Annotated in this window: 14 protein-coding genes; 8 read left to right on the top strand and 6 right to left on the bottom strand. The window is 39.9% G+C overall.

The annotated features are described in order from the left end of the window. The 5 genes from rbsK to rbsB are packed head-to-tail and all read left to right on the top strand — an operon-like array spanning position 1 to position 4,659. Positions 1-882 carry a ribokinase gene (gene rbsK / locus MHI18_RS11230; protein ID WP_340847428.1) on the top strand — a complete coding sequence of 294 codons (882 nt, stop codon included), beginning with the start codon at positions 1-3 and terminating at the stop codon, positions 880-882. Beyond that, positions 879-1,271 carry a D-ribose pyranase gene (rbsD, locus tag MHI18_RS11225; RefSeq protein WP_340847427.1) on the top strand — a complete coding sequence of 131 codons (393 nt, stop codon included), beginning with the start codon at positions 879-881 and terminating at the stop codon, positions 1,269-1,271. The genes rbsK and rbsD overlap by 4 nt, the downstream gene beginning before the upstream one ends. 18 nt (positions 1,272-1,289) lie before the next feature. Beyond that, positions 1,290-2,771, top strand: coding sequence for a sugar ABC transporter ATP-binding protein (locus tag MHI18_RS11220; RefSeq protein WP_340847426.1), 1,482 nt, complete (start codon positions 1,290-1,292; stop codon positions 2,769-2,771). A gap of 1 nt (position 2,772) precedes the next feature. Continuing rightward, a complete protein-coding gene (locus MHI18_RS11215; protein WP_445669967.1) occupies positions 2,773-3,729 on the top strand; it encodes an ABC transporter permease in 957 nt (318 codons plus the stop codon). Between the two features lie 15 nt (positions 3,730-3,744). Next, positions 3,745-4,659, top strand: a complete 915-nt coding sequence (gene rbsB, locus MHI18_RS11210; RefSeq protein WP_340847425.1) for a ribose ABC transporter substrate-binding protein RbsB — start codon at positions 3,745-3,747, stop codon at positions 4,657-4,659. A gap of 12 nt (positions 4,660-4,671) precedes the next feature. Here the strand turns inward: rbsB and MHI18_RS11205 are convergent, their stop codons facing one another. The 5 genes from MHI18_RS11205 to gdhA form a co-directional block, all read right to left on the bottom strand. After that, positions 4,672-4,971: a transposase gene (locus tag MHI18_RS11205; protein ID WP_340847424.1), complete on the bottom strand. Its 300-nt coding sequence runs from the start codon at positions 4,969-4,971 to the stop codon at positions 4,672-4,674. Positions 4,972-5,065: 94 nt separating this feature from the next. Next, on the bottom strand, positions 5,066-5,416 hold the full coding sequence (locus MHI18_RS11200; RefSeq protein ID WP_340847423.1) for a hypothetical protein: 351 nt from the start codon (positions 5,414-5,416) through the stop codon (positions 5,066-5,068). A 54-nt stretch (positions 5,417-5,470) separates the two neighbouring features. Then, positions 5,471-6,472 (bottom strand): 3-oxoacyl-[acyl-carrier-protein] synthase III C-terminal domain-containing protein, encoded by a 1,002-nt coding sequence (locus MHI18_RS11195; protein WP_340847422.1) that lies wholly within the window; start codon positions 6,470-6,472, stop codon positions 5,471-5,473. Between the two features lie 938 nt (positions 6,473-7,410). Beyond that, a complete protein-coding gene (locus tag MHI18_RS11190) occupies positions 7,411-8,028 on the bottom strand; it encodes an NAD(P)-dependent oxidoreductase (RefSeq protein WP_340847421.1) in 618 nt (205 codons plus the stop codon). A 145-nt stretch (positions 8,029-8,173) separates the two neighbouring features. Next, positions 8,174-9,556 carry an NADP-specific glutamate dehydrogenase gene (gdhA, locus tag MHI18_RS11185; protein WP_340847420.1) on the bottom strand — a complete coding sequence of 461 codons (1,383 nt, stop codon included), beginning with the start codon at positions 9,554-9,556 and terminating at the stop codon, positions 8,174-8,176. 159 nt (positions 9,557-9,715) lie between these two features. On the opposite strand from gdhA, the gene MHI18_RS11180 reads away from it, so the two are divergent. Together MHI18_RS11180 and MHI18_RS11175 are read left to right on the top strand one after the other, a co-directional pair. Next, complete coding sequence (locus MHI18_RS11180; protein ID WP_340847419.1) at positions 9,716-10,621, top strand: LysR family transcriptional regulator; 906 nt, start codon at positions 9,716-9,718, stop codon at positions 10,619-10,621. A 211-nt stretch (positions 10,622-10,832) separates the two neighbouring features. Beyond that, on the top strand, positions 10,833-11,852 hold the full coding sequence (locus tag MHI18_RS11175; protein ID WP_340847418.1) for a PTS transporter subunit IIC: 1,020 nt from the start codon (positions 10,833-10,835) through the stop codon (positions 11,850-11,852). A gap of 279 nt (positions 11,853-12,131) precedes the next feature. Here MHI18_RS11175 and MHI18_RS11170 read toward each other — a convergent pair whose 3' ends face one another. Further along, a complete protein-coding gene (locus MHI18_RS11170; protein ID WP_340847417.1) occupies positions 12,132-13,070 on the bottom strand; it encodes a Gfo/Idh/MocA family protein in 939 nt (312 codons plus the stop codon). A gap of 171 nt (positions 13,071-13,241) precedes the next feature. On the opposite strand from MHI18_RS11170, the gene MHI18_RS11165 reads away from it, so the two are divergent. Then, on the top strand, positions 13,242-14,441 hold the full coding sequence (locus tag MHI18_RS11165) for a class I SAM-dependent rRNA methyltransferase (protein ID WP_340847416.1): 1,200 nt from the start codon (positions 13,242-13,244) through the stop codon (positions 14,439-14,441). Positions 14,442-14,551: the final 110 nt, after the last annotated feature.

Genomic DNA, 14,551 nt, shown 5'->3' with positions numbered 1-14,551 from the left:
ATGGTGAAGATAGCAGTAATAGGCAGCTCATCAATGGATTTAGTTGTCACATCCGAAAAAAGACCAGCAGCTGGCGAAACCGTGCTTGGTGAAACCTTTAGCACCGTACCAGGAGGAAAAGGGGCAAATCAAGCAGTAGCAGCTGCACGACTTGGTGCAGAAGTGACCATGATTGGCAGAGTCGGTGATGATGTTTATGGATCAATTATACTAAAGAATTTAAACATAAATGGAGTTAATACAAGCTGTGTGGAACCCGTTCCAGATATCGCTTCAGGTACTGCCCATATCACGCTTGCAGAAGGGGATAATAGTATCATTGTGGTAAAAGGCGCCAATGATTGGATTACTCCTGATTATGTCCAAAAGGCAAGTGCAGTCATTAAAGAAGCGGATATCGTGATGATTCAGCAAGAAATTCCTGTGGAAACGGTAGAATATACGGCACGCTTATGTAAAGAGCTGGGGATAAAATTATTATTAAATCCTGCACCAGCTAGATTACTAAGTGAAGAAGTCATTGAAAGTACGACTTATCTGACACCAAACGAACATGAATGTTCCGTTTTATTTGCTGGGATTAATCGAACTGACGTATTAAAGAAATACCCAAATAAGCTCTTCATCACTGAGGGTGAAAAAGGGGTTCGTTATTTTGATGGAATGATTGAAAAAGTGATTCCTAGTTTCTCAGTGAAAGCAGTAGACACAACCGGAGCAGGAGATACCTTTAATGGAGCTTTTGCAGTTGCTGTGGCTGAAGGAAAGAGTTATGAAGAAAGTCTAAAGTTTGCGAACAAGGCAGCAGCGATTTCTGTGACAAAGTTTGGCGCACAAGGCGGTATGCCTACAAGAGCTGAGGTCGAAGGGAGTTTAACATGAAACGATACGGAATGTTAAATAGTTCAATTGCCAAGGTCCTGAGTGACCTTGGTCATACAGATTATATTGTAATTGGCGATGCTGGACTGCCTGTTCCGGAAGGCGTACCAAAGATCGATTTAGCAGTAACCGCGGGAACACCTTCTTTCCAGATGGTTGTAAGCGCTATCTTAGATGACATGGTCGTTGAAAAGGTAATCGCAGCCGAAGAAATTGTAGGAAATAATAAAACTCAGCATGAATTTATCGAACAACTAACTGAAGAAAAGGTTGAATATGTGTCTCACGAAGCGTTTAAGGAACTAACAAAACAGGCGAAGGCCATCATTAGAACCGGGGAAATAACACCTTACTCAAATTGTATTTTGCAATCCGGAGTATTCTTTTAAGGAACAGGGGTGAACAACATGAAAATTGAAATGCATAATATTTATAAAGCATTTGGTCCAAATGAGGTATTAAAAGGTGTTGATTTTAACCTTGAACCTAATGAAATTCACGCGCTTATGGGTGAGAATGGGGCAGGAAAATCAACGTTAATGAATATTTTAACGGGTCTTCATAAACAAGATCAGGGTAGTATCGTCATAAACGGCCAGGAAACGCTGTTCAAAGATTCACTTGATGCGGAGCAATGCGGACTTGCATTCATTCGTCAGGAATTAAACATCTGGCCTGAAATGACTGTGCTTGAAAACCTTTTCCTTGGCAGAGAACTGGTAAACCGATATGGGGTTTTAAAAACGAAAGAAATGAAAGCGCGTGCAGATGAGGTATTTTCAAAACTTGATATTTCCCTCCCTTTTGATAAAGAAGCGGGTCTCTGCTCGGTTGGAGAGCAGCAAATGATTGAAATCGCCAAGGCGCTGATGACGGATGCAGAAGTTATTATTATGGACGAGCCCACGGCAGCATTAACGGATCGGGAAATTGAAAAGTTGTTTAAAGTGATGAAGGACCTCACAAGTAAAGGTGTTTCCTTAGTTTATATTTCTCATAGAATGGAAGAGATTTTTGCCATCTGTGATCGAATTACAGTGATGCGTGATGGGATAACGGTCGATACGAAAGCAATTAAAGATACGAACTTTGATCAAGTAGTTAAGAAAATGGTTGGCAGGGACTTAGAAGATCGTTTCCCTCAGCGAGAGGCGAATTTAGGGGAAAATGTGTTAGAAGTGGTTGGGCTGACTAGCGGAGGATTGTTCGAAGATATTCATTTTACGGTGCGTAGTGGAGAAATTCTTGGTGTTTCAGGTTTAATGGGTGCCGGCCGAACAGAAATTATGCGTGCTTTATTTGGAATGGATGCTGTGGACAGCGGTGAGGTCAAAGTTGATGGGAAGAAAGTTTCAATTAATAATCCTGCCGAAGCTGTTTCAGCTGGTTTTGCCTTTATAACAGAAAATCGGAAAGAAGAAGGATTAATTCTTGATTTCTCCATTCGTGATAATATTGGGCTGGCCAATTTGGAGAGTTTTGCTCCAAAAGGGTTAGTTAAGGTAAATGATGAAAAAAAATTCGTCGAAATGATGGTCAAAAGACTGAATGTGAAAACTGTATCGACGGAAACCATCGTAGGCCAGTTATCAGGCGGTAATCAACAAAAAATTGTAATTGCAAAATGGATAGGTACATCTCCGAAAATTTTAATTATGGACGAGCCTACTCGTGGAATCGATGTAGGGGCTAAGCGGGAAATCTATGAATTGATGAATGAACTTACCAATCGAGGAATGGCCATTATAATGGTCTCTTCTGAACTTCCTGAAATCATCGGAATGAGTGATCGGGTGCTGGTCGTTCACGAAGGAAAGATAACAGGAGAATTGATGAAGCAGGAAGCGACACAAGAAAAAATAATGGCTTTAGCAACAGGAGGTAACTAGGATGAATAGTCAGGTAAAACTAATGAAAAATAACACATCGGTATGGCAGAAGTTTGGTCCATTGTTCGCTCTACTTTTATTATTTGCAATTATTACTGTGTTGAATCCATCGTTTCTAACTCCATTAAATATTATGAACTTATTACGGCAAATATCCATTAATGCACTGATTGCATTTGGTATGACGTTCATTATTCTGACGGGCGGAATCGATTTATCTGTTGGATCAATACTCGCATTATCCAGCGCTTTGATGGCTGGAATGATGGTTTCAGGAATGGACCCGATATTAGCCATTATAGTCGGAGTTCTTTTAGGGACAATAATGGGTGTTATTAATGGACTGTTAATTACAAAAGGAAAGATGGCTCCTTTCATCGCGACATTAGCTTCCATGACCATCTTCCGCGGGCTGACGCTTGTGTATACAGAAGGTAAACCGATTACGGGCCTTGGTGATTCTTTAGGATTTCAACTGCTTGGCAGAGGCTATTTCTTAGGTATTCCGGTACCTGCAGTGACAATGATTCTTGCCTTCTTCATTCTATGGTTCTTGCTTCATAAAACAGCGTTTGGCAGAAAGACATATGCAATTGGCGGAAACGAAAAGGCATCTAGAATATCTGGGATTAAAGTCGATCGAGTTAAGATCATGATTTATGGATTAGCAGGAACAGCGGCTGCTTTAGCAGGAGCTATTCTAACTTCCCGCCTCAATTCAGCGCAGCCAACAGCTGGTCAATCGTATGAAATGGATGCTATAGCGGCTGTCGTTCTTGGAGGTACTAGTCTTTCTGGTGGTAAAGGGAGAATGTTTGGGACATTAATTGGGGTCTTGATTATTGGAACCCTGAACAATGGGTTGAATTTGCTAGGGGTTTCTTCATTCTATCAGCAAGTGGTGAAAGGGATCGTTATTATTGTGGCAGTATTATTAGACCGTAAAAAATCAGCATAATAGAGAGGTGTAATTATGAAGAAAATAGGAGTCTTTTTCATTGTACTTTCTTTAATGGTACTTTCAGCTTGTTCGATGGAATCAGGATTAATTAAAGAACAACCAAAAAAGGAATCATTACAAGACGTTAAAATCGGCGTGAGTATCTCTACCTTAAACAATCCATTTTTCGTATCTGTAAAAGACGGAATTGTAAAGGAAGCAAAGAAAAAAGGGATGGAAACTGTAGTCGTTGACGCACAAGATGATACATCAAAACAAATAAGCGGCATTGAAGATTTAATTTTAAAAGGGGTTGATGTACTCGTGATTAACCCTACAGATTCAGCGGCCATTTCCTCAAGTGTTCTCTCTGCTAATGAAGCGGGAATACCTGTCATTACGATTGACCGTTCAGCAGAGGATGGAGAGGTTGCTACCTTTATTGCTTCCGATAACGTAAGTGGAGGAGAAATGGCTGGAACGTATATCGTTGAACAGCTGGGTGAAAAAGCAAACGTAATTGAACTAGAAGGTGTATCAGGTGCATCGGCTACTCGTGAACGCGGGAAAGGCTTCCATAACATTGCTGACAAGCAGTTGAATGTGGTATCAAGTCAAACAGCTGAATTCGACAGAACAAAAGGATTAACGGTTATGGAGAATATTCTTCAGGGTAACAAAGATATTGAAGCTGTCTTTGCTCATAACGATGAAATGGCTCTTGGCGCTATTGAAGCGATTCAAGCAGCAGGAAAGGATATCCTTGTACTTGGATTTGATGGGACGAAGGATGCCTTAGATGCAGTGAAGGAAGGTAAATTAGATGGTACGATCGCACAGCAGCCAGCCTTAATTGGTGAAGAAGCTGTGAATGCAGCTGTGAAGATTCTGAAAGGGGATAAAGTTGAAGAAAATATCTCCGTGCCATTGAAGTTACAAACAAACTAAAAAGGTAAACACTTATGGAGGATAAAAGGGGTTGTCTAATAAGTCCCTAAAATAAAACAGGTGAAGAAAAACAATTCGTTTATCTTCACCTGTTTTTCTATTTTTATAATAATTTACTAAAGATAGCTGACGAATTTCAGCTATCTTTAGTAAATTATGTGCCATGGCTACGATGCCAAACTCCGTTTGGACTTTTGCTAAGCCCCGAAGCGAAAAGCGACGGAACGACCTATTGCCCTTGATATGACCAAGAACACTCTCTACCTCGATTTTTCGTCGAGCGTAAATCTGTGCATTTGATTCAGAGACCATTCCAGATGAAGAGGGTCATGAACTGTCTGCTCAAGACGAAACTTCCTCTTTAACGGCCTCGAATTTGGGCGTGTTTTTTATTTTCCTGATTTATTTACACCAACGCGTGCGCTTCTGCTGGTGTTTTCACAATTTCAATTTTATCAAAGCCATTTAGACGTTTGATCTGCATTCCTGCCGTTGCAGAGTTAGGTAAAGCCACAATTACCTTTTTAAATCCACCAGATAAGTAGAAATCAACCGCTTGTTGCAGCTCGTCAAACAGGTTTGCTGTGACTACTTTTTGTCCACTACCATTAACAAATAATGAATACCCTGATGGGGTTATTTTTTTAATGGTTTGTTGGAACTCATTTAGGTAGGCACCTGCTTCTTCTGGTGTGAAGAAGCCTTCTACTGTTACTTCTAGTAATTTCTTAGATACGTTGATGTCAAATTTATACATGATTAGTTCCTCCAGATGTTTTTATAGGTTGTTATCAAATTAAAAGAGTATGAATTAAAATTTATATAAAATAGATGAAACGATATAGCCTGCACCAACAGAGGAAACCACCGCTAAGTCTCCATCAGTAACACCGTTTTGAACTAGCTTTTCAAAAGCAAAGATTGGACTAGAATTACCCACATAACCCAAATCTGCCATAGTGGTAACAAATTTCTCTTTCGGTTGATTAAACGCTTCAGCCACTTCGTCAATAATGGCACTTTCAAATTGAGAGACCAGGTAATGATTGATATGGTCAGGTGATAAGTCATTTTGCTTCAATAGCTTGGTTAACCCTGTAATCGTATCGTGACCTAAGAAATCCGCTTCTTCATACCCGTAATACATCTTTTTGTCTTTCATCGGTACGGATGGCTCATGCAGCTTAGATAGGCCTGCTGCTGGGAACACCATTAAGTTACAAGTCTCAGAATTTGTTAGGTAACTAGAATCAATGATTCCTCTCTCAATGTCTGTTTCCTCAACCTCTAGTAAAACCGCAGACGCTCCGTCTGATAAGCAGCCATGTGACACAGGATCACTGTCTTTTTCAGCCATTAAACTGCCGTAAAACGAACTGACCACGAGTGCCTTGTTGAGATATTTCTTCGTTTTCAGGTATTGGGCCACAACATCCAGTCCTGCGACCATCCCTGTACAGTTTTGGTTCATGTCAAACACCATATGTGCGTTGATTGCCCCCAAATTTTCTCTAAGTGTTAACGCCGTAGTAGGAGCTAAGAACTCTGGTGAATCACTCACAAATACCAGCATGTCAATGTCTTCAATGGAGATATCTGACTGTGCCAATAGGGTTTTTGCGGCTTCTAGACCCATTGTGTACGTATTTTCTTCGTTATTTTTTACGATATGTCGTTTATCCCGACCGACTGCTTCATACAACCCTCTCGATTTGATGTTTCTTTGATCGAAATGCTTGATATAGTAGTCGTTATTCACGACTGTCGGTGGAAGGTACTTAGCCACTTCTTTGATTAGTACATTACGTGTCATTCTCTAAAATCTCCTCTGTCTACACAAGATGAAAATAATTACATTTACTAACATTTGGATAAAATATACTTAATTCCTGAAATTATATCCTAAATTACATCATTTATCCATGTTAAAAAGAGGAAATTCGACATTTTATCTTAAATTTCGACAATAAATTGAACGAAAGTCAGGTGATTATTTGGCAAATACAACTTACGTATCATGTTTGTACACCTTATATAGACCATTGAAGGATTGCAGAGGTTTTATTCAAAAATCTTCAGCGTTTTGAACCATTAACATCTTAAGTTAAGAAGAATATCCATATACGAATGATAACTATAGATATATATCTAACAGATAAACTGCTTGGAAAGTAACTCCAAACGGTTTTGTAATGTTATTTACTGTCTATTATCACTAAGCGGCTAATAAATAGATGAAAAGAAGGAGAAGAATGCCGCGGATGCTGCTAAACTACTAAAAGAGATTAAAAGATGAAGACAATGAAAATGAAGGAGTTATATAGAAGTAATCAGGGCGGAGTTAAGTTTGTAGTCGGATAAATATAATATAAAATAGGAATTTTTACCGTCACTTTATTTAAAAATATACTAAAACACCCCAAAAGATTAGATTTTGACTTCTTTCATATTGGGCATTTTTTGTCTAATAACCAGTAGAGTTAAGTCTCATATAATCAGGAATATATGATATAGAAGTGTGAACAGGGTTACGTAGTTGAGGATATCAGAGGAGAGCTTCATAATACACTGAAGCAATTAAGCAGAATATAGATGCTAAACTAAGAGGGGGCTGTCCCAAAAAGGGGTAATTAAGCCGAAATTGAATAAAAAGAGAGAGGCAGAAATGTTGTTTTAACAACATTTCTGCCTCTTCAAATTTGCGTTACTTTACTTGAAAAAGGACATTTGAGACAGCCTCTTTTTCAGGAATTAATAGCAAATAGCTACAGATTGCTTACTGTATTTCTGATCCTCAAGACTGCGAAGAAGGAAATGCGCAACATCTGCCCGGCTGATTGCTCGGCCATTCTTTGGAACACCCTTGAAATCCTCTCGGTATGAACCAATTAAAGGACCATCATTTAGACTCATAGGGCGGGCTATCGTCCAGTCAAGCTGGTTAGCTTTAATCGCATCGACGGCCGTACGGTGATCAGCAAGAACCTTACCTAGCAGCTTCATTACTAGTTTTCCTGAAACACCTGGGATTTCTTTGTCAATACCAGCTGAAGCAAGATAGACAATACGCGATACGTTTTTTTCTTTCATAGCATGTACAATATTCGTACCCATTTCTCCAAGTACAGTTGACTTCCTTAAACCAGTATTCGAACCAAGGCAGGAGATGACTGCATCTTGTCCTTCCATTGCGTTTCTTACAGCATTTCTGTCTAAGGCATCGCCTTCTATAACATGAAGCAAAGGATGTGATGTTTTCATCTTTTGTGGGTTTCGAACAAAAGCCGTAATCTCAAGCCCAGCTTCTAGTGCTTGCTGTACGACGAGCTCGCCTGTCTTTCCTGTTGCGCCAAATAGAATCACTTTCATACGTGTAACCTCCTTATACGTTCTCTTATATGTTTAGTTTATCATCATTATCTCCATTTCCTCAAAAGAATCATAAATAAAGGTTTGAGGGAACTGATCGCAACAAAAAAACTCAACGATTTCGTTGAGTTTTATTAGGTGAAATTCAGATAATACCTTGTACGATCATAGCATCGGCTACTTTAATGAAGCCTGCAATGTTAGCACCTGCTAAGAGGTTGCCCGAACAGCCATATTCATCAGCCGCATTTACACTTTCACGATAAATGTTAATCATAATTTGATGTAATTTTTCATCCACTTCTTCAAATGACCAAGAAATTCTAGCGCTGTTTTGTGCCATTTCAAGTGCGGATACAGCTACACCGCCCGCGTTAGCCGCTTTGGCTGGGGCAAATAGAATTTGGTTGGCTTCATAAACGGAAATGGCTTCAAGTGTAGAAGGCATATTAGCCCCTTCACCTACTGCAATGACACCGTTTGAAACAAGCATTTCAGCTGAATCCTTGTCAATTTCATTCTGTGTAGCACATGGAAGGGCAATATCACATGGTACCGTCCAAATCGTTTTACAGTCCTCATAGTATTCGGCTTCAGGGTGATCAATAATGTAGTCAGAAATTCTTTTTCTTTCCACTTCTTTCAACTGTTTAACGGTCTTAAGGTCAATCCCGTTTGGATCATAAATATAGCCGTTAGAATCACTACAAGCTACCACTGTTGCACCATACTGAGCTGCTTTTTCCATTGCATATATAGATACATTACCGGACCCGGATACCACAACTGTGCTGCCTTTAAAGCTTAATCCTTTATCTTTAAGCATTTCTTCTACGAAGTAAACCGTACCGTAACCGGTTGCCTCTGTACGAGCAAGGCTTCCGCCGTATCCAAGCCCTTTGCCTGTGAGTACACCTGCTTCATAACCTCCGCGCAGTCGTTTGTATTGTCCGAATAAGTAACCAATTTCTCGAGCGCCTACACCGATATCGCCAGCGGGAATATCCACATCTGGTCCAATATATCGGCTAAGCTCTGTCATGAAGCTTTGTGTAAACCTCATAACTTCTGCATCTGATTTCCCTTTCGGATCAAAATCAGAACCGCCCTTACCGCCGCCAATTGGCTGACCTGTCAACGAGTTTTTAAAGATTTGTTCGAACCCGAGAAATTTAATGATACTTGCGTTTACGGAAGGGTGAAAACGCAAGCCGCCTTTATACGGTCCAATAGCACTGCTGAACTGCACGCGGAAGCCGCGGTTTACGTGAACAGTACCTTGATCATCAACCCATGGAACTCGGAATGTAATGAGACGTTCAGGCTCCGAAATTCGTTCAAGGATACCATTTTTCATATAATGCGGATTCTTGGCAAACACTGGAACCAAGGAGTCGAAGATTTCCTTTACGGCTTGAAGAAATTCAGTTTCATTTGGATTTCGTTTTACTACCGTATCATATACATTGCTTACGTATGTACTAGCTGTCTTTAAGTCATCTGGTGCAATCTTTACGACGGTTGTCATTAAACTGGCTCCTTTATAAACAAATTTAAAAATCTCTATATGGTTATTGAACGGTCCATATACTTGCTATTTATCTAGTTTATAATTTAAAATCTATCTAAACAATCTGAATATTAGATAGTAATCATGCTTTATTAAGATGGAAGAAGGTAAACGTTATTGGAGCTAAGACAGATTAAGTACTTTATCGAAGTTGCAAAGCGAGAACATATGACAGAAGCATCGACATCTCTTCATGTTGCACAATCCGCAGTAAGCCGGCAAATCTTCAACCTGGAAGCTGAACTGGGCGTTCCATTGTTCTTTCGTGAAGGACGCAGTATCAGACTGACTCCTATTGGCAGCACATTTCTTGCATTTATGGAGCAAGCTATTAATGTGATTGACCAAGGGGTACGTGAAGTACAGGAAAGTCTTGATCCTGAAAAAGGGACTATTCGGGTAGGCTATCCAAGCAGCCTAGCCTCCTATATGCTTCCAACTGTCATCTCTGCTTTTCGTAAGCAATATCCAGATGTTAAATTCAAACTTTTGCAAGGATCATATCACGAATTAATTGAGGAAGTTATAAAAGGGGGAGTCGATATTGCTCTAGTTGCCCCTGTACCTCGTGGGTTAAAGAAAATAAAAGGGGAAGTTTTATTCTTAGACAATATTGTTGCGCTGCTTTCAACAGATCATCCCCTTGCAAATCGTTCAGCAATAGCACTTAGTGACTTAAAAGAAGATTCTTTCATTCTATTTCCAGAAGGATTTATTATGAGAGATATGGTTGTAGATGCTTGTCAGAAAGCAGGATTTACGCCTTTAACTTCATTTGAAGGACAAGATATTGATGCTATAAAGGGATTGGTATCTGCGGGCCTTGGAGTAACGCTTATTCCTGAGATCACTTTAATTGATAGTCTCCCCCGATCAACCGTAAGAGTGCCTTTAACAGGACCGGAAGTCTCTCGAAATGTGGGAGTAATCATTCCAAAAGAACGAGAGTTAATGCCGACAGAACGAATCTTTTACCAATTTTTAAGGAACTTTTTTGTGAAATTAAATGGCTTTACAAATTAAATCACATCTTATTCAGCGATAATATATTCTTTAATTGAATACTACCTTCTAGCTATTTATTATCTTATAAATAGCTTTTTTATTTTAGTGATATAAAAACATCTATTGTTTTCAGAATATTTGTGCTAGTATAATGTTATTTCGCATCAAGCATCATATAGTTATCCGATTCAGTATCTATCTTAAAATATCAGCATCTAGGAGTGAAAACATGAAGAAAAGTGAATATGTTATCGATCGGATGTATAAGGCCTCTGGAGGAATTGCGAATGCGGTTCTTGTCACTTTAGGAATCGGCCTGTTATTTGAATCATTTGGAAAATACTTTGGGTGGGAAACGTTCCTACTTATTGGAGGCGCAGCAAAAGTATTACTTGCACCAGCAATAGGAGTAGGAATTGCCTATCAATTAGGCGGGAATTCATTAGTTATTTTTAGCTCCATGGTTTGTGCATCAGTTGGCGGAGCGGCCATTAGTATGAACGAAGGGACGATGTCGATTGTCACTGGGCAGCCGATTAGTGCCGCTGCAGCCGCTGTTATTGCCACCTACATAGGAAAACGTTTGGTAGGGAAAACAAAATTAGATATGATGGCTGTTCCGATGGCTGCAATCTTAGTTGGAGGTGTGGCAGGAGCGGGCTTAGCTGCGGTTACAACGCCGCTATTAAATTCAATTAGTGCCCAAATTACTGTGGCAGTTCAAGGTTACCCGCTAGTCGGGTCAATGGTAATCGCACTTATTTGGAGCATCCTGTTAATGACTCCAGCGTCCTCAGCAGCGCTCGCCATTGCCCTGCAGCTGGATCCGGTCTCAAGTGCAGCTGCTTTAATTGGCTGTACGGTTCAGTTCGTCGGGTTTACAGCTATGTCGCGTAAGGAGAATGACTTAGGTGGATTTTTGGCTCAAGCAATCGTCACACCTAAGGTTCAATTCCCCAACTTAATTAAGAATCCACGCTTAGTTATTCCGCCTTTCGTAGCAGCAATAGTCTGTGCACCGATTGCCACGCTGGTTTTTGACCTTCAGGTTCCATATGAATTGGGCGGCATGGGATTAAGTTCTCTTATTGCGCCAATCAGCATCCTGACAAACCAGGGATTGAACGTCTTTTTGATTTATGTCGCTATCGGTATGGTCCTGCCGATTATTATTACGCTGGTCTTGCATCAGGCTTTAAAAACAATTGGCTGGACAAAAACAGGTGATTTACATATGAAAGTCCAATAATGTAGAAGAAACGCCCTGTCTATCAGGGCGTTTTATTTGGAAAATATGAAGATGAATGCCGTCTTTCCGCTAGGGACAAAGCGATATCAGTCTACGGGACCATTTTATCGGTCTACCAGCAATGAATATCGGTCAAGCAGCTATGATATCGGTCTAGCAAACATTTATCAGCTTAATTCATGGTTGTATCAGTCCACGAGACCACTTTATCGGTCTAACTTCTTATCATCTCTGCTAGAGAAGCTAGTTAGTTCAAGATGAGTGTTTCTTCTGTATAGACTAGCTCCGTAATTGCTCGAGTACTCTTTGGGCCTCAAGACCAGCAGAAAAGGTAACGAGTTCTGCGTTCTCACCTTCAATTGCTTTTACGAGTTCATCTACAAGTGAAAGGGAAAGACGTTGATCTGCTTCAATAGGCTTAATCTGATCACCAATTTTTCCTCCTTCTATCTTCGACCAATCGAGGAGGGAAAGGGTACCTTTTGTTCCATACGCAGTAAAAGCAATTTGTTCACTTCCAGCTGTATGTGCTATTCCATCCAGTAAGATTGGTATGCCATTATCGACATTTAATACAGCTAGCAGGGCATCTTCACTTGCTTCTGGGTCCTTAGGATATTGAATAGATTTATTGATTACGTTCACCGGACCGAAAATCTGTTGTATTTGTTGAATGAAATGTATGCCCACTTCGAGTGTAAATCCGCCCTGTTCACGACTGCCTACCCAAGCATTTTGCTGCCATAATCTCGGCCAGTTTGGAAAATGCATCTTCAGCTCGACACGACGCAGCTCTCCAATGTAATTTGTTCGTAGCAGCTGCGAAAACATTCTGCTTTCAGCTTGGTAATGTAACGGGAAATTCATCGCGTGGACGATGGAAGCAGATTGAGCAGATTGATGCAGGCTGACTGCTTCTTCTAAGGAATTCGCAAGTGGCTTTTCACAGAGAATATGTATGTTCTTCTCAATAACAGCTGAAGCAACTTGATGATGATATTTTGGTGGAACGGCAACGTAAACTAAATCAAACTGCATCTGTTCAAGCATTTCTTCGTGATTGGTGAATGCCTGTACATTGTAAGTTGCTGCCGTTTTGTCAGCGAGCGCTTCAAGGTGATCACAAACAGCTGTAATCTTGATTTTTGGATGGTTGTTAAATGCATGAATAATCCGTTGTCCAATTGCGCCTAATCCAATAATGCCGGTTCTAATCATTATATCTCCACCTTTATGTGCGTATTAAATCAATTATAATATGGTTCTGATAATTTTGATAACAGAAACAGGATTTATTAACGACGAACTTTGCGAAACGTATTGGAAAATGAGATGATAGGAATAGCTAGGTTAATGACTATATAGAACCTGGCGAGAAGGATGAGTAGAATGAAAAAAGAAATCGATGTAAAAATAAAAGGTAAATTAACAAAAAAATATCATGATGGCTATCCACTGATTGTGAAAGAGGCAATCGTTAACGTAGATGATTTACAGGAAGAAAGCACTATCGTTCGTCTTGTTGATGATAAAGGTGCATTCATCGCCCGCGGCTATTTCGGTAAACAGAATAAGGGGTATGGCTGGGTATTATCACATAATGAAAAAGAAGAAATTGACCAAGCATTTTTCACAAAAAAAATGGCGTCAGCTTGTGCCTATCGTCAACCTTTTTTTGAGGATGAAGAAACCACAGCTTTCCGTTTATTTAACGGAGAAGGAGATGGAATTGGCGGCTTTACCATCGATTACTTTGCCGGACATTATGTAATCAATTGGTATAGTGAAGGTATTTATGCATTTAAGAACTATATTATTGAAGCGCTGCAGCAAGTGGCTGAAGTTAAATCCATTTATGAGAAGAAACGCTTCGATACGAAAGGTCAGTATCTGGATGACAACGATTTTGTGTGTGGAGAAGAACCGGAGTTTCCGTTAATGGTTAAAGAAAATGGCGTTCAATTTGCTATCTATTTGAATGACGGTGCTATGGTGGGAGTCTTCCTGGATCAGCGTGAGGTACGAAAAACGATTCGTGAGCGCTATGCAGCAGATAAACAAGTCCTAAATACGTTTTCTTATACAGGAGCCTTTTCAGTGTTTGCAGCACTTGGTGGTGCGGCTAAGACGACGAGTGTCGATCTAGCCAACCGCAGTCTTCCGAAAACAATTGAGCAGCTAAGTATAAATGGAATTGATCATGAAGCACATAGTATCGTTGTGATGGATGTGTTTAAATACTTTAAATATGCCGTTAAGAAAAATCTTAAATTTGACGTGGTCATCCTTGATCCGCCAAGCTTTGCGAAGTCGAAGAAGTTTATCTTTAGCGCCGCAAAGGATTACAAAGATCTAATTAAGGAAACCATTGCGATTACTGAAGATAACGGCGTAATTGTCGCTTCTACGAATAGCAGCGGGTTTGATATGAAGAAGTTCAAAGGTTTTATTGCGACAGCCTTTAAGGAAACGGGCGGAACTTATCAAATTCTTGAAACCTATACATTGCCGCAGGATTTTAAAACAATTCCTGAATACCGTGAAGGAAACTACTTAAAGGTAGTATTTATAAAAAAAATCTCAGGCTGATTTTTTACCCTCATTAAAGACGTGAACAGCAAAATTCTTTTTGCTGTTCACGTCTTTTTTTGTTTAGTAAAACATTACTTAATTTTTACTAAAATTATTGACTAGTGTGT

This window comes from Peribacillus sp. FSL H8-0477 (assembly GCF_038002765.1).
In the GTDB taxonomy this organism is placed as follows: domain Bacteria; phylum Bacillota; class Bacilli; order Bacillales; family DSM-1321; genus Peribacillus.
Note: the sequence above shows the minus strand (reverse complement) of the source record. Positions and strands in the feature narration are given on the sequence as shown.